General features: G+C 48.3%; 9 protein-coding genes, 3 tRNA genes and 6 pseudogenes. 8 read left to right on the top strand and 10 right to left on the bottom strand.

The genetic code is table 11. The features are described from left to right. The first annotated feature begins 107 nt into the window (after positions 1-107). Positions 108-2125 (top strand): annotated as a pseudogene (uvrB, locus tag KHX94_RS17695) (excinuclease ABC subunit UvrB). Between the two features lie 94 nt (positions 2126-2219). On the opposite strand, the pseudogene rrtA reads toward uvrB, so the two are convergent. Together rrtA and queC are read right to left on the bottom strand one after the other, a co-directional pair. After that, positions 2220-2800: pseudogene (gene rrtA, locus KHX94_RS17700) on the bottom strand (rhombosortase). Next, positions 2797-3519 carry a 7-cyano-7-deazaguanine synthase QueC gene (gene queC / locus KHX94_RS17705; RefSeq protein ID WP_213681602.1) on the bottom strand — a complete coding sequence of 241 codons (723 nt, stop codon included), beginning with the start codon at positions 3517-3519 and terminating at the stop codon, positions 2797-2799. The pseudogene rrtA and the gene queC overlap by 4 nt, the downstream one beginning before the upstream one ends. Before the next feature lie 150 nt (positions 3520-3669). Between queC and queE the strand changes: the two genes are divergently transcribed. Next, complete coding sequence (gene queE, locus KHX94_RS17710) at positions 3670-4338, top strand: 7-carboxy-7-deazaguanine synthase QueE (RefSeq protein WP_213681603.1); 669 nt, start codon at positions 3670-3672, stop codon at positions 4336-4338. 143 nt (positions 4339-4481) lie between these two features. Here queE and KHX94_RS17715 read toward each other — a convergent pair. From KHX94_RS17715 to KHX94_RS17725, 3 genes are all read right to left on the bottom strand, one after another. Beyond that, positions 4482-4565, bottom strand: a tRNA-Tyr gene (locus tag KHX94_RS17715). Positions 4566-4594: 29 nt separating this feature from the next. Then, a tRNA-Tyr gene (locus tag KHX94_RS17720) sits at positions 4595-4678 on the bottom strand. A gap of 37 nt (positions 4679-4715) precedes the next feature. Next, a tRNA-Tyr gene (locus tag KHX94_RS17725) sits at positions 4716-4799 on the bottom strand. A 126-nt stretch (positions 4800-4925) separates the two neighbouring features. On the opposite strand from KHX94_RS17725, the gene KHX94_RS17730 reads away from it, so the two are divergent. From KHX94_RS17730 to KHX94_RS17740, 3 genes and pseudogenes are all read left to right on the top strand, one after another. Beyond that, positions 4926-5411 carry a VC2046/SO_2500 family protein gene (locus tag KHX94_RS17730; RefSeq protein WP_213681604.1) on the top strand — a complete coding sequence of 162 codons (486 nt, stop codon included), beginning with the start codon at positions 4926-4928 and terminating at the stop codon, positions 5409-5411. Between the two features lie 71 nt (positions 5412-5482). Next, positions 5483-5773 (top strand): DUF406 family protein, encoded by a 291-nt coding sequence (locus KHX94_RS17735; protein WP_213681605.1) that lies wholly within the window; start codon positions 5483-5485, stop codon positions 5771-5773. Positions 5774-5895: 122 nt separating this feature from the next. After that, positions 5896-8067: pseudogene (locus KHX94_RS17740) on the top strand (putative bifunctional diguanylate cyclase/phosphodiesterase). A gap of 3 nt (positions 8068-8070) precedes the next feature. On the opposite strand, the gene KHX94_RS21920 reads toward KHX94_RS17740, so the two are convergent. The 3 genes and pseudogenes from KHX94_RS21920 to KHX94_RS17750 all read right to left on the bottom strand — a co-directional run bounded on the left by KHX94_RS21920 (position 8071) and on the right by KHX94_RS17750 (position 9119). Then, positions 8071-8157, bottom strand: a complete 87-nt coding sequence (locus tag KHX94_RS21920) for an SEC-C metal-binding domain-containing protein (protein WP_425314076.1) — start codon at positions 8155-8157, stop codon at positions 8071-8073. A 65-nt stretch (positions 8158-8222) separates the two neighbouring features. Beyond that, positions 8223-8555 (bottom strand): annotated as a pseudogene (locus tag KHX94_RS21595) (YchJ family protein); the annotation flags it as partial. Positions 8556-8729: 174 nt separating this feature from the next. Beyond that, positions 8730-9119, bottom strand: coding sequence for a YybH family protein (locus KHX94_RS17750; RefSeq protein ID WP_213681606.1), 390 nt, complete (start codon positions 9117-9119; stop codon positions 8730-8732). 117 nt (positions 9120-9236) lie between these two features. On the opposite strand from KHX94_RS17750, the gene smrA reads away from it, so the two are divergent. The 3 genes and pseudogenes from smrA to KHX94_RS17765 all read left to right on the top strand — a co-directional run bounded on the left by smrA (position 9237) and on the right by KHX94_RS17765 (position 12872). After that, positions 9237-9827: a DNA endonuclease SmrA gene (smrA, locus tag KHX94_RS17755; protein ID WP_213681607.1), complete on the top strand. Its 591-nt coding sequence runs from the start codon at positions 9237-9239 to the stop codon at positions 9825-9827. 118 nt (positions 9828-9945) lie between these two features. Beyond that, a pseudogene (gene psrA / locus KHX94_RS17760) lies at positions 9946-10580 on the top strand (TetR family transcriptional repressor PsrA). Positions 10581-10595: 15 nt separating this feature from the next. Continuing rightward, positions 10596-12872, top strand: coding sequence for an acyl-CoA dehydrogenase (locus KHX94_RS17765; RefSeq protein WP_213681608.1), 2277 nt, complete (start codon positions 10596-10598; stop codon positions 12870-12872). A gap of 75 nt (positions 12873-12947) precedes the next feature. Here the strand turns inward: KHX94_RS17765 and pyk are convergent, their stop codons facing one another. Next, positions 12948-14384: a pyruvate kinase gene (gene pyk, locus KHX94_RS17770; RefSeq protein WP_213681609.1), complete on the bottom strand. Its 1437-nt coding sequence runs from the start codon at positions 14382-14384 to the stop codon at positions 12948-12950. 192 nt (positions 14385-14576) lie between these two features. After that, positions 14577-15430 (bottom strand): annotated as a pseudogene (locus KHX94_RS17775) (MurR/RpiR family transcriptional regulator). Between the last annotated feature and the right edge of the window lie 313 nt (positions 15431-15743).

Here is a 15743-nt window from a genome sequence, read left to right on the forward strand (position 1 = left end):
GTAGTTACTGTTATAGCCCTTCGTAACGACTGAGAATTACCTGGTAGCGGTAGCATGCGGCTGATGGTGAGGATACAATAGCGGGTTCAACCGGAGGAGATAAACCTGTGTCCGAACCCGTGTTCAAATTAGTTTCTCAATACGCACCTGCTGGCGATCAACCCACGGCGATTTCACAGCTCGTTGACGGCTTAGAGGCCGGACTCGCTCATCAGACTTTACTCGGGGTAACTGGCTCTGGAAAAACTTTCACGGTTGCCAACGTGATTGCAGCTTTAGGAAGACCCACCATCATTATGGCGCCCAACAAGACACTTGCGGCGCAACTCTACGGCGAAATGAAAGAGTTTTTCCCTCACAATGCCGTTGAATATTTTGTCTCTTATTACGACTACTATCAGCCAGAAGCTTATGTTCCAGCGACTAACACCTTTATTGAAAAGGATGCTTCGGTTAACGCACATATAGAACAGATGCGTCTATCTGCCACCAAAGCGTTGTTAGAACGCCGGGACGTAGTGTTGGTAGCATCGGTTTCCGCCATTTATGGTTTGGGCGACCCTGATTCCTATATGAAGATGATGCTGCACTTGCGTCAGGGCGACACCATGGGGCAGCGGGATATTCTGCAACGCCTGAGTGAGCTGCAATATACCCGCAATGACATGGAACTGGCGCGGGGACGTTCCGCGTGCGCGGTGAAGTCATCGATATTTTCCCGGCGGAATCTGAACGCGATGCGATCAGAGTGGAGCTGTTTGATGATGAAATTGAACAGTTGTCGATGTTCGACCCGCTAACGGGGCATATCAACAAACGTCTGGCGCGTACCACTGTGTATCCCAAAACCCATTATGTGACACCGCGTGAGAAAATTCTGGCAGCTACCGAGCAGATCAAAGAAGAGTTGCGGGAGCGACGCCAACAACTGCTGGATGCCAATAAATTGGTGGAAGTTCAACGGCTCACCGAACGGGTGCAGTACGATATCGAGATGATGATCGAACTGGGTTACTGCTCTGGTATTGAAAACTATTCCCGCTATTTGTCTGGCAGGCAGCCGGGAGAAGGCCCGCCAACCTTGCTCGACTATCTGCCCGCCGATGGCTTGATGATTATCGATGAATCCCATGTCACCGTGCCACAGATTGGCGCCATGTATAAAGGTGACCGTTCGCGTAAAACTACGTTAGTGGAGTATGGTTTTCGGCTGCCTTCGGCATTGGATAATCGGCCATTGAAGTTTGATGAGTTTGAAGCGCTGATGCCGCAGACGATTTATGTGTCTGCAACGCCAGGTTCTTATGAAATGGAGCGTTGTGACGGTGAAATTGCCGAGCAGGTCGTCAGACCCACCGGGTTATTGGATCCCGAAGTCGAAGTCCGACCGGTGGCTATTCAGGTTGACGATCTGTTGTCTGAAGTGGCTAAACGGGTGGCGGTGAATGAGCGGGTATTGGTCACCACGCTTACCAAACGGATGGCGGAAGATCTTACCGAATATCTGGATGAACATGGCGTTAAGGTGCGTTATCTGCATTCCGATGTAGAAACAGTTGAACGTGTTGAAATTATTCGAGATCTACGCAAAGGGATCTTTGATGTATTGGTCGGGATTAACCTGCTGCGTGAAGGGTTAGATATGCCAGAAGTGTCGTTGGTATGTATTTTTGATGCCGACAAAGAAGGTTTCTTGCGCTCCGAACGTTCACTGATCCAGACCATCGGCCGTGCCGCTCGTAACGTCAACGGTAAGGTGATTTTGTATGCGGATAAGGTGACGCCTTCTATGGCTAAAGCGATGGATGAAACCGCCCGGCGTCGTGAAAAACAGCATAAGTTCAATGAAGAACACGGCATTATTCCCCGCGGGGTTGTGAAACGCATCATTGATGTCATGGATATCGGCGACTCAGATCGTAGCAATTATGACAGTAACACTTGGCAAAAAGTTGCTGAAACGAAAGGACAATATCAGAGTAGGGCGAGTGCGGCCGAGCTTTCTCACGAAATTGATCATCTGGAAAAGCAGATGTTGCAACATGCGCGCGATCTGGAATTTGAAGAAGCGGCGGCAATCCGTGATCAAATCGCAGGTCTCAGGCAGCAACTGATCAAGGCCTAAAGCCATAAGACGTTGTTTTGCTATTATTACTATCCCATAACCACCCGCATCCGCGCGGGTGGTTAGCACTAGGGTGAGGTAACCGAGGGTAAATTTATGCCGCTGGTTGTTTGATGCGGCAGTAACCGCTTATCAGTAGGAAAATACCGATACCGCTCAGTAACCCGACTAAATGCGCTTCGGTTGCCACCCTAGCGCCAATTAGTTGTGTAACTTCAGCATTGCCCCCATAACTTGTTCCCACACCACTTTGGCAATGACGCCCACAAGTAACAGATAACCAGAGCGCCAGCCTATTTTGATGTCGTTAAGCGCGCCATAGGCAAATAGTCCGTGCAGTACGCCACTGAGCCCCACATAAGCGCTCAGTGCAGGGAAGGCAAACCAAAGACCCAATCCTTCGGTGAGGCATAACGCGAGTAACAGCCAGGCCAGATGTCTGTTGCCATAGTGGACGCGGTGGATAAAAACGACGACCCAGAACCCCGCCAGATTCATCAGCAGATGCCAAAGATTGGTGTGTATCAGGTTACCTGTCAGTAGCCGCCACCATTGGCCGTCAGCAATAAACTGGCGTTGATATTCCATGAGGTCAATGGTGTCTGCCCATTGCAATACAATGCACAGAACACTGACAGTGGCAACGCTCAGCCACGGGGAAGGCCGCCAATTCATCCGTTTTGGCTCTTGCTAGCCAACTGTTGTTGGACAGCGGCTTTATTTGCCAGATATTCATCCAGGCCATGTTGACGCAGTTTACACGCCGGGCACTGGCCACAACCGCTGCCTTCAATGCCGTTGTAACAGGTGAGCGTTTCGTCCCGAACCAAGTCTAGCTGGCCGTATTTATCTGCTAAGGCCCAAGTTTCAGCTTTATTCAGCCACATTAACGGTGTGACTAATCGCAGTGGTCTATCCATTCCTTGCACTAATGCGGATTCCAGCGCTCGAACAAAATCGTGGCGGCAATCGGGGTAGCCGGAATAGTCTGTTTCACAAACTCCGGTAATCACTGCTTCAGCCCCGAGTTGATAGGCATAAATGCCGGCGAGAGTCAGAAATAAAATATTGCGTCCGGGGACAAAGGTATTAGGCAAGCCATTGTCCATCAACGCGGTGGAAACGGGGATGCTGTCGCGAGTGAGTGCCGATATTGCCAGTTCGTTGAGCAGACCAACATCCATCACTTTATGGCTGGTTGCCCCGAGCTTGTGTGCCAGTACTTTGGCAATATCAATTTCATGGGCATGACGTTGACCATAGTTAAAAGTTATCGCGTGGACTTCGTCATACTGGGTTAGCGCTTGGATCAGACAAGTGGTTGAGTCCTGACCACCGCTGAACACCATAATGGCTTTACGCGGAGTTGTGGATTTAGGCTGTGTTATGCTCATTTTTAAATACACTCAAAAAGAATGGCCACAGTTTACCCCAAAATGTTGCAAATTCCTTAATGGCCAACATGTTTGCCATTCGCAGATGAATGCTATATAACAGCGCCCGCGATTGACCGACTCCCACTCCGCGATTTTTGAGGCGCTTTTATGCTATATCCAGTTAATGAAGTATTTGAAACCATTCAAGGGGAAGGGGTCAATACGGGCTTGCCCTCCATTTTTGTCCGCTTGCAAGGGTGTCCGGTGGGCTGCCCTTGGTGCGATACTCGCCAAACTTGGGAACAGTTCCCTGAAAATGAAGTTACGCCAGAGCAAGTATTACAGACGGACGGCAGTGTAGGGCGTTGGGCTTGGTATAATAGTGCAGCATTACTCGCGGCTTTTACTGCCCAAGCTTTTTCAGCCAAACATGTGGTATTAACCGGTGGCGAGCCTTGCTTGTTTGACCTCACAGAACTCACCCAGGCATTAAATCGCGCTGGTTATAGCACCCAGCTAGAAACCAGTGGCACCTTTGAGGTGAAATGTAGTGAAGCCACTTGGGTGACTGTTTCGCCCAAAATCGCGATGAAAGGCGGGCTGACGGTAAAACCGCAAGCACTCAAACGTGCCAATGAGATCAAACATCCAGTAGCGACCTCAACACATATTGAACAGCTGGACGCGTTGCTTGAGGGGGTGGATTTGACCGGCAAAGTGGTATGTTTGCAGCCGATTAGTCAGAAACCGCATGCAACCGCGTTAGCGATTAACACCTGCATTGCTCGCAATTGGCGTCTGTCAGTGCAAACGCATAAATATTTGCAAATAGATTAATCTGTTAACAGCGCAGATGCGGTGCTTGTGCGTGATAAATTAGCCGTATCAAACTTGCCGCTTTGTATCGCCGGCATCGGGCAAGGTTTCATCGTAAAAACGCAACATAACTGCGGCGGTTTAGCGAACAATAAACATGGGAATGGTGGAGGGGAAGGATTCGAACCTTCGAAGGCGGAGCCGTCAGATTTACAGTCTGATCCCTTTGGCCACTCGGGAACCCCTCCCCGAAAATGAGCTACTTTTGTGATGAAAATGGTGGAGGGGAAGGATTCGAACCTTCGAAGGCGGAGCCGTCAGATTTACAGTCTGATCCCTTTGGCCACTCGGGAACCCCTCCTCAACCTCACACAAAAGTGCTGATTGGCAGCGCAACATGGTGGAGGGGAAGGATTCGAACCTTCGAAGGCGGAGCCGTCAGATTTACAGTCTGATCCCTTTGGCCACTCGGGAACCCCTCCTCAAATTGCGGCGGCAATAGTAGACAGAAAGCGTTTTTATGTAAAGTCCGATTTTGCAAAAACCACTAAAGTTAGTGGTAGTTCGGTCGATTAAATAACAACAGGTTGTTTAATCGATGTTTTTTTATGCAATCCAAGCCAATACTGCTCAACGAACTACAACTGGGAACACGCCTTAACCATGCGATAGAAGAAAATGCGCGTGGTGACTTCGGCTTATTGCTGTCAATGTTGTCTCAGGATGCCCGTGATTGGCCACAGTTCCACCTGCAAGATACGTTGGCTGTCGAAACTCAGTTGCGCCAACAGTTTGAGTTGCCGCCATCACAGTCGTTAGTGGGGGATTTGAGTCAGCAATCTCTAGCCGATAATGCCCATTACTATCTCACCGATGGCCCCGAAACATTCCGCTTAGCCGAGGCGATGCACCCAGAACCGCTAGTGATCCGCGGCAAATGCTCAATAAATACCAGTGAAGTGCTGGAAAATTGCAGTTTGCTGGAGCGGCGGCGTTTTGCCGGTGAAACTCTACCTTTACTCCCAGAAGCCCCTCAATTACCTGAATTAATTCTGCAGCAGCGGTTAGCGGTTGCACGACAACAAGCAGCGTGAAATAAACCACAGAAATCCGCGGTATTACAGCCTATAATCGACAAGCTATGATGCATTCCGGAGATATCTTTATGAAAAGCATTAAAGAAGCGCAAAGCGATCTGGTCAATGATACCTGTGCTGAATGCGGTAGTTTTGTGGATATTGGCGCGGTAGTGGAAGAAACTGATGTTCTGCTGCAACTGCCTTTCGCTGGCGAAAATGCCAAAGCAGATGCCGAAGCGTTGGCCGCTAAAGCCAAAGCGCGGTTTGCTGATGTGCTGGTGCGGCTTATTGCACAAGACAACGGCTGGCTGTTGCAGCTTGAATTTGGTTGTAGCGCCGAAAAAATGATTTTCCAGTTACAAAACAGTTTGCCCTAAGTCACAGAATGGGAAGTGTAAGTAAATATATTCGGTATTGCTGTGGTATTCGTAAATGTGTAATCTCGCTACGTGATAATTTAAAAACAACAATTTAGGTATTGACATCTGGCTGGATAATAATGGGCGTTAATCGTGGGAAGTATTGGCGATTACTGGAGTTACTGACGAACTCCACAGCAAAGCAGCAGGGCGATTTTGCGGGTACCGCCGCATTGGCGACCCAATTGCTCTGTGAACATTTACAGATTGACTGCGCCAGTGTCTGGTCTTGGTCTAAGGCACAGCATATTCAATTTGAGACCGCCCGTTTTGGTGCTGCTGTTCAACAAAATCCCCGACCTTCCAATCTATTGTTGTTACCACATTACATCTCCGAACTTCATAACCATTTGCATATCGCAGCGGCTGATGCCATAGCGGATCTGCGCCTAGCGGAACTGCACAGCCATTATATTCACCCCAATCACATCAAGAGTTCACTGGACGTTGCGATCAGGATTAATGGCCACATCGAAGGCGTTCTGAGTCTTGAGCGACATATCTCCGCTAGTCCTTGGAGTGATACTGAGGTTCATTTGGCATGCCAGGTTGCCGATCAACTGGCGTTGGCGCTGGCTACCAGTGCCGCTTACCATAAAGATGAGATGTTAGCGCTGTTTCAGTCAGCCATTGAGAAATCTGCGCAGATCACTTTATTGGTCAATATGCACACGGAGCTGATTGAGTACGTTAATAAAGCGCATGAGGTGATTACCGGCATTCCGCGGGAGAAACTGCTTGGGCGCAATATCAAAGAGCTGGCTTTTTTCGGCAGGCCCCGAAGCGGCTCAAAATGTGCTGGACAGGTTGTGCCGCGGAGAAGTTGTTCGTAATGAAATTCCCTTACAACGCAAGAACGGTGAACAGTTTTGGTTGAAGTTCTATGCCAGCCAATTTGAAACTCGTCTCGGTAACCATTACATACTGATCACCGCAGAGGATCATACTGATGCTCGTTATCATCAAGCCGAACTAGAGCATATGGCATGGCACTGTAATCTAACCGGATTGTACAATCGCACCTATTTCAACCGCATGCTGGAGCGTACCACTGATGGTTACCTGTTGTTGGTCAATCTGGTGGGCTTCAAACGTTACAACGATACCTATGGACACAGTAAAGGCGACGATCTGTTAGTGGAGATTGCTCGCCGCTTGCGGCATTTTTCGGCGTTATATAGTGGCGCTGAAACCGCGCGGGTGGGTAGCGATGAATTCGCCTTATTGCTGCCGGAGTTAAAGGATGAACTGCAGTACTGTTACAGCCGCTTATATCAACAGCTGAGCATGCCGATTTCCTTGGGGCGTGAATCGGTGGATGTGCGTCCCGCCATTGCTATTGTGGCGATTGATGAAGTGGCTGAGACGGTAGCGCCCTGACCTGCGCCGATATCGCGCTGCAATATGCCAAGAAGAAGCAGGGCACCGCGATTCAGATCTTTAACAGCACCTTGCTCAAAGCGTTTAAAGATGATGCTGAGATTGAGCGAGATCTGAATGTGGCCATTCGTGGTCGCCAGTTTGAGTTGTATTATCAGCCGCTAAAAGATTTACAGCGCCAAACATATATCGGTGCCGAAGCATTGATCCGTTGGCACCATCCTAAGCGCGGTATTATGTATCCAGGGGCGTTTATTGACATCGCCGAGCAGACCGGGCTTATCAACAGTATTGGCAGTTGGGTACTGGAAGCCGCGTGTAAACAGCTGTATTTGTGGCAGCACCGCAATATTGAAATGTCGATGCATGTCAATGTATCCGCCCGCCAGTTTTTCGGTGGCAACCTTTACGAACAGGTTTGGGATTTGTTGACTCGTTACCGTTTAAAACCTAAAAGCTTGATATTGGAAATCACCGAGACTGAGTTGATGGAAGATATTCGCTATGCCACCAACTTGTGTCAGGAATTAGCGGATTTAGGGGTCGGCCTGGCGATTGACGATTTTGGTACAGGTTACAGCTCCATGCGTTACCTGAAGCAATTCCCCATCAGCAAGCTGAAAATTGACCGCTCTTTTATTTCTGATTTAAACATCAGCCGCCAGAGCCAAGAAATCGTGAGTGCTATTATCGCCATGGCCACGGCGCTGAATATATCCTTGACGGCAGAGGGCGTAGAAACCCAAGAGCAGGAGCGATTCCTTGCCGAAAATCTTTGCCATCAGGCTCAGGGATTTCTGTACAGCCCCGCACTGAGAGAAGCCGATTTTGCCCGGTTTATTGAAGCAGATAGCCCTTTGATGCTGCATTAAGCGTTATATTTTATTCATGCAGCAGTGTTTGAATTTTCGGCCGCTGTTGCAAATGCACAGCTCATTTCTTTTGGCAATTGCACCTGGAATTGTTCCCCATCAGTATAAAACCACTGATTTCCCACCCATTGAAAATTAGACAGCTCATAGATAGCATCCAAACCATTTTCAGTTTGAAACCAAGCTTTAAAAAGCACTGTGCCACTATGCTGCTGTTGGGTGCTTTGTAGTACCTGTAATGACCACCAGTGTGGGTGCGGCCCTCGGGCGAGTTCTGCCGCGGTTAATCCGTGGCGATAGTCAGGGTGATGAGTTTCTTCAAGGTAGCTAAAACGGTGTAGCACAAACGCGGCATAGCGGGAGCGCATCAACGCTTCGGGCGTTGGCGCTGGCAATTGTTGCTGGTGATAAGGCGCACAGCATTTTCCATAGGACAAACCGCTACCACAAGGGCAGGCGAGTTCGGTTGTATAAGGTTTCTCGACCATGAGTACTACTGTTTATTTGGCAGTTGTGTCAGATGATTGCCGTAGTATAAATTTGCTTTGGGGGTAGCATCAAAAAAATGTTTGGGCTCTGCACGATTGCTTATATCAACTTTCCATTGCCAGACACCTTGGGGATTTTTTCCGCAACCGTTACCATTTTCCCGGCAAATTCACTTATCGGTTCTTCGGTTTCTGCGGGGGATAAAAACGCACTAAATAGTAACAAACATCGGTTGCCGAGTTGCCTTTAAGCAACCTTTTTACCAAACGAAAATCGACTTCAATATGAGCTTTGCGCTTACGAATACGCTCAAAGAATTTTTGATAAAGTTCAATAATGTTTGCTTTACCGGTGACGATGCCAACGCTTTGTTGTTCTGGGATATAGGCCGCATCGTCGGCATAGACAGTGACTAATTGCTGAGCATCTAAAGCGGCAAAAGCTTTAATAAGCTGCTGATAATGTTGATTAAGGCTCACTTCATCGGCATCATTGCCATTAGCTGCCCAGCCTAACTTTACAACAGACAACAGTAAAGTCAGCGTTATCAGGATAATTCTCATTAGTTCAGTCTAATCAGGTGTAATGCGGCTAACTATAATAGATGCCATGGTCGATCAGAAGATTGATTTCTTAACAAAGTGTGTAATGTAGCAATAGCGGAAGGACTATCTTTTGTTATGAATCAAAATGATATGGATTTATTTAAGCAAGAAATGGCAGATGTTGTGCCATTGAAACAGTGTCATAACGTGCCCACTACTGGCGGGTTTACAACTTCAGCTGCGCAACGGGCGCGGAACGCGGCGGCCCAGAGCAGCGAATATCTGCAGCGCCTGCCGTTAGAACTTGCTCGGATCCCTCCGGTAAAGCCTGACGATATGCTCAGTTTCAAACGTGAAGGCGTGCAGGATGCGGTGTTTAAGAATCTACGATTAGGTAAGTACAAGGTGGCGGCAGAGCTGGATGTTCATGGCATGAATGTGCGCCAGGCTCGTGACAGTTTAATCTCTTTTATCCTGCAACAGCAGCAGCGTGGTGCGCGCTGCCTACTGTTGATCCATGGCAAAGGTCATAGTAACAAACCCTTTCCAGCATTGATCAAATCCTGTGTGAATTATTGGCTGACCCAACTGGATGAAGTCCTGGCATTTCATAGTGCTAAACGGGAGCAGGGTGGTTATGGTGCGTTATACCTTCTGTTGCCAAAAAATGAACAGCAACGTTTGGAAAACCGTGAAATTAATCGCCGAGGCGGCCATTTGCGCTAAAAAGAGTGTGGCACTTGGCCTGAGTGGCGTCCATCGCTTTGATAGCATAAGTTTTCGTTTGACATCAGAGATCCCAACAATTATTTTAAACAAGTGTTTAAAATATTCTGGGGATGGAATGGCCAATCGCTTTGATACCAAAACCCGCATTCTGGATGCAGCTGAGCGGCTGTTTGCTGAACGCGGATTTTCGGAAACCTCGTTGCGGCTGATCACCAGCAAAGCTGAAGTTAATCTGGCTTCAGTGAATTATCATTTTGGTTCAAAGAAAGAGTTGATCCGTGCGGTGCTCGCTCGTTATCTCGATGCCTTCATGCCAGCGGCCTCACAGGCCATTAATGCTCAGCGTAAGCAGGAGCAACAGGCATCACTGGAGCAGATCTTTTCCGCATTGGTGGGGCCGTTACTTAAACTGAATCAGCTATATCCAGAGGGGACTCGTACCTTTTGCAGTTGCTTGGGCGCGGCTATATTGAAAGTCAGGGGCATTTGCGTTGGTTTATCACCTCACACTATGGTGAACATTTGCAGACTTTTGTTCGCGCGGTGACCGAGAGTGTGCCTGAAATACCCGCGGCAGACATTTTCTGGCGATTGCATTTTACCTTGGGAACTGTGGTGTTCACTATGGCTTCTGCTGATGCACTGATGGAGATTGCCACGGCTGATTTCGGTGAGCAAAACGATATTGAAGCGGTTATTCGCAAGGTTATCCCCTATATTTCAGCCGGTGTGGCTGTGTCTGGTAATTAACTCAAGGATAATGTTATGACAATCCTGCTATTGCTTATCCTCGTGCTGGTAGCGCTGTTTTTTGTACGGGATGTACGAATGCAGTTTGTGACTAAGCCGGTACTCGCATTTTTCCGAAAAGTATTGCCACCTTTGTCTGATACTGAACGTCAGGCGATGGAAGCGGGTGATGTCTGGTGGGAGGCCGAGCTATTTCGCGGTAAGCCTAACTGGGACAAGCTGCACGATTATGGCAAGCCTACACTGTCATCCGAAGAAAAAGCCTTTATTGATAATCAGGTGATGACAGTTCTGAGCATGATTGATGATTATGACATCGTTAATCAACGGCGAGATCTGCCGCCTGAACTCTGGGATTATTTCAAACGTGAAGGCTTTTTTGCGTTGATCATTCCCAAGAAATATGGCGGTAAGGGCTTTTCTGCCTATGCTAATTCCACCATTGTCAGCAAAATAGCCAGTCGCAGTCTCAGCGCTGCGGTCACCGTGATGGTGCCTAACTCGCTTGGCCCCGGCGAACTGCTGACTCACTATGGAACGCAAGAGCAGAAGGAACATTGGTTACCCGCGTTGGCGAAAGGGGAGGAAATTCCTTGCTTTGCGCTGACGGGCCCAGAAGCAGGCTCGGATGCGGGCGCTATTCCCGACGAAGGCATTGTCTGCCGCGGTAAGCACAATGGTGAAGACGTCCTCGGCCTTAAGCTCACCTGGAATAAACGCTATATCACCTTGGCTCCCGTTGCCACTGTGCTTGGACTGGCATTCAAGATGAAAGATCCTCAGGGATTGTTAGGTGACACAGTAGAATTGGGGATTACTTGTGCCTTGATCCCCACCAAGCACAAAGGGGTCAAAATTGGTCGCCGCCATGACCCATTGCATATGGCCTTTATGAACGGCACCACCCAGGGTAAGGATGTTTTTATCCCGTTAGACTGGATTATTGGTGGCCCTCAATATGCCGGTAAAGGCTGGCGCATGTTAGTGGAATGCTTATCTGCTGGTCGTGGGATATCGCTGCCCGCTTTAGCGACAGCTTCTGGCCATTTGGCCACCAAAACCACTACAGCTTATGCTTATATCCGCAAACAATTTGGGTTGTCTATTGGGCAGTTTGAAGGGGTGCAGGAGGCTTTGGCGAGAATTATTGCCAACACTTATCAGCTGGAGGCCGCTCGGCGTTTGACTACCACAGGTATTGACTTAAAAGTGAAGCCTTCTGTGGTCACCGCGATTGCTAAATATCACATGACCGAGTTAGGCCGGCAGGTGATGAATGATGCAATGGATATTCAGTCCGGTAAGGGGATCCAGATGGGGCCTAAAAATTATCTGGCCCACGGTTATATGGCTAACCCGATTTCTATCACAGTTGAAGGTGCCAACATCCTAACTCGCAGCTTGATGATCTTCGGTCAAGGGGCAACGCGTTGCCATCCCTATGTCTTGGCCGAAATGGAAGCCGCGGGGATGAGTGATGAAACCGAAGCTCTCCACCGTTTTGATGCATTACTGATGGGACATATTGGTTACGCCTTGCGTAATGCTTTTGCCAGCATTGGTCACGCTCTGAGTGGTAGTTATTTTGCAGCAGCGCCCGTCAGTGGTGATACCCGCCGCTACTATAAGCAGATGTCGCGGATGTCAGCGGCGCTGGCTTTTATTACCGATATTGCCATGTTGGTACTCGGTGGCGATCTGAAGCGAAAAGAGATGATCTCGGCGCGATTGGGCGATGTGTTAAGTCAGCTGTATCTGGGTTCTGCCACGTTGAAATTATTTGAAGATCACGGACGGCAATTTGATGAACTTCCGGTAGTTAAACATGCGATGGAAACCCGTTTGCAATTGGCCGCGGCAGCACTGGAAGGCACTATTCGTAATTTCCCGAATAGACTTTTGGCTTGGGTAATGCGATTACTGGTGTTCCCTATCGGTAATTGGTTTAAAGGGCCGACGGATAAACTGAGTAGTAGTGTGGCTGCTAGTTTGCAAAAACCGTCACCGATCCGTGAACGTCTGACCTTCCTGTGTCCAGACATTGCTGCCGATAAAAGCGGTATTGCTGAGGTGGAAGCGGCATTCCAGGCGGTTTATAAGTGCCGTGACATCAATGCTAAAATCCGTGAAGCACAGAAACAGGGTAATTTGGCTAAACAGCAGTCTTTAGAGCTGTTGTGTGATGTTGCTGTAGAAAAAGGCATCATCAATGAAGATGAGAAATCGCGGTTACTGGCAGCAGACAAATTGCGCATTAACGCTATTAATGTAGATGATTTTGCGAAGTTATAACCTGAATATCATCAGGTTAGCCGACAATAAAAAAGGTACGCCATGCGTACCTTTTTCACATCTAGCAGGCTAAGGCTAAGGCACGATCAGCACTTTACAGGTATTGGTACCGCCAATGGTTTCCATCACGTCGCCTTTGGTCATCAGTACCATATCACCACTATGGATATAGCCTTTATCTCGTAAGCATTCCAACGCCGCTTGAGCCAGAAAATCTGGTGCATGTAGCGCAGAATCAAATTCAACTGGGTACACTCCACGATACAAGGCCATCGCCGATAACGTACGCTGATGGCGTGTCAATGCAAAAATTGGCAATGCGGAACTGATCCGCGACATCAATTTAGGAGTCGCACCTGACTCAGTCAGCGCCACAATGGCTTTGACCGCTTCTAGATGGTTGGCGGCATACATAGTGGCCAACGCAATGGTTTCTTCAACTGTGCTAAAGCTTTGATCTAAGCGATGTTTAGACACGCGAATACTGGGGTGGGCTTCCGCTCCCAAGCAAACGCGCGCCATTGCTGCTACCGTTTCTTCGGGGAAACTACCTGCGGCGGTTTCTGCTGACAGCATCACTGCATCAGTTCCATCCAGTACGGCGTTGGCAACATCCATAACTTCGGCACGCGTTGGCATGGGATTGGTGATCATCGATTCCATCATTTGTGTCGCGGTAATCACCACTTTGTTTAATTGGCGCGAACGACTGATAAGTTTCTTCTGCACGGCAACCAGTGCCGGATCACCAATTTCCACGCCTAAATCGCCACGAGCGACCATCACAGCATCAGAGGCATTGATAACATCGTCGATGGCTTCATCTGAGGCGACCGCTTCGGCACGTTCAACTTTGGCAACGATCAGTGCATTACTGCCGGCTTCTTGTGCCAACTGGCGAGCATATGTCAGATCGGCACCTGATCGCGGAAATGAAACGGCCAGATAATCCACTTTGATTGCGGCAGCGGTAATAATATCGCGTTTGTCTTTATCGGTGAGTGCTGCCGCAGACAAGCCGCCGCCACGTTTATTGATACCTTTATTGTTGGAAAGCGGCCCGGCAACAGTGACTTTGGTGTGCACTTTACGTCCGGCAACCTCGGTCACTTGCAGTTGTACTCGACCATCATCCAGCATCAGAACATCGCCAACCTTCACATCGTCTGGCAGTTCTTTATAGTCAATACCTACCTGGTGGACATCTCCTTCACCTTTAGCCAGTTCGGCATCCAGTATGAAATCCTGGCCGAGCGTGAGCTGAACTTTATTATCCTTAAAGGTGGATACGCGGATTTTGGGACCTTGTAGATCCCCCAGAATAGCAATTTGTACGCCGAGTTCTTTAGCAATATTGCGGGCATCGGTGGCGCGTTTGATGTGATCTTCTGCGGAGCCATGGGAAAAATTGAGGCGGACAACATTGGCACCTGCGGCAATGATACGGCGCAAGTTATCATCACGGTCAGTTGCTGGCCCTAGGGTTGTAACAATTTTAGTCCTGCGAAACATGGTGCTTATACCCCATAAAGTTTGCATATAATCTGGCTATATCTTAACAGAGTTACCTATATTTTGTAGGAAAGTTACAAACAAAAATCTCTCACAAACATGTTTAAAATTTGTGAATTTAGACAAAAGTGTATAAAAAATAAGCGGCTGGTGTGAGCCAGCCGCTTATAAACAAGCATTTCGATGTTGTTGTTACATCACATCGGTTTTTTCTACGCGAGATTCTTTAAGGACTTCCTTAACCCGTTTTAGGCTCTCACGGAAGCGAGGACCGCGGCGCAGTGTAAAACCTGTAGCCAGCACATCAATGATCACCAATTGTGCTAGCCGTGAAGCCATCGGCAGATACATGTCGGTATCTTCAGGGACTTCCATGGTGACCGGCAGGGTGCATTCACGTGATAACGGCGAGTTGCGAGCGGTTATCGCGATCACGGCTGCACCGTTCTCTTTCGCAAGCCTCGCGATATCCAGCAAGGACTTGGTACGACCAGTGTGTGAGATCAGCACCACCACATCACCTTCATTACTGTTAATACAGCTCATGCGTTGCATTAACACATCATCGAAACATACGACCGGTACATTGAAACGGAAAAATTTGTTTTGGGCATCGTGGGCTACAGCCGCGGAGGCTCCCAGGCCAAAAAACGAGATTTTATTGGCTTGGTCAACACATCAACCGCGCGGTTGATGGCGAGAGGATCAACACTCTGGCGGGCGGTATCGAGTGCAGCCATGGAAGATTCGAAAATCTTGTTGGTGTAGGAGTCCGGGGAGTCATCTTCTTCTACATGACGACTCACGTAGGGCGTACCATTGGCCAGACTCTGTGCCAAATGCAATTTAAAATCAGGGAATCCTTTGGTATCCAGTCGGCGGCAGAAGCGGTTTACTGTGGGCTCACTTACATCTGCCATTTTCGCTAAAGTAGCTATGCTGGAATGGATAGCTGTTTGCGGAGATGCCAGAATAACCTCTGCCACTTTACGCTCAGATTTGCTGAAATGAGGCAGGTTCTTTTGAACCTTTTCTAAAGTATTCATATGTTATTAAGTCCGCTGGCCAAATGATTATGTAATTTTATTAGTTTCTTTGCTGTAAGTTTTTCAATATTTAACATCAATCTGGTGTGATGTGCTGATACGCTTAAGAACAATATTAACCTGCGTAAACGCCGATTGTGATAGGGTTTACCACTTTGTGAGCATAACAGATTTATGCCGTAGCTGACCAGCAATATAGCCATAGCTGGTGGGTAAATAATAGATGCGGTTTTATATTTTTGTTGTTATATTACAACAAAAATGTATGTCGATTTCCTAATGCGTGGTTGTCGCTTGGATCTGTTAAAGTGAC

It is taken from the genome of Shewanella dokdonensis (assembly GCF_018394335.1).
Classification (GTDB): domain Bacteria; phylum Pseudomonadota; class Gammaproteobacteria; order Enterobacterales; family Shewanellaceae; genus Shewanella; species Shewanella dokdonensis.

Excerpts from the sequence above, each read along its gene's own strand:
- queC (WP_213681602.1), bottom strand. The coding sequence starts at position 3,519 with ATGAGCATAACACAGCCTAAATCCACAACTCCGCGTAAAGCCATTATG.
- queE (WP_213681603.1), top strand. The coding sequence starts at position 3,670 with ATGCTATATCCAGTTAATGAAGTATTTGAAACCATTCAAGGGGAAGGG.
- KHX94_RS17730 (WP_213681604.1), top strand. The coding sequence starts at position 4,926 with ATGCAATCCAAGCCAATACTGCTCAACGAACTACAACTGGGAACACGC.
- KHX94_RS17735 (WP_213681605.1), top strand. The coding sequence starts at position 5,483 with ATGAAAAGCATTAAAGAAGCGCAAAGCGATCTGGTCAATGATACCTGT.
- KHX94_RS17750 (WP_213681606.1), bottom strand. The coding sequence starts at position 9,119 with ATGAGAATTATCCTGATAACGCTGACTTTACTGTTGTCTGTTGTAAAG.
- smrA (WP_213681607.1), top strand. The coding sequence starts at position 9,237 with ATGAATCAAAATGATATGGATTTATTTAAGCAAGAAATGGCAGATGTT.
- KHX94_RS17765 (WP_213681608.1), top strand. The coding sequence starts at position 10,596 with ATGACAATCCTGCTATTGCTTATCCTCGTGCTGGTAGCGCTGTTTTTT.
- pyk (WP_213681609.1), bottom strand. The coding sequence starts at position 14,384 with ATGTTTCGCAGGACTAAAATTGTTACAACCCTAGGGCCAGCAACTGAC.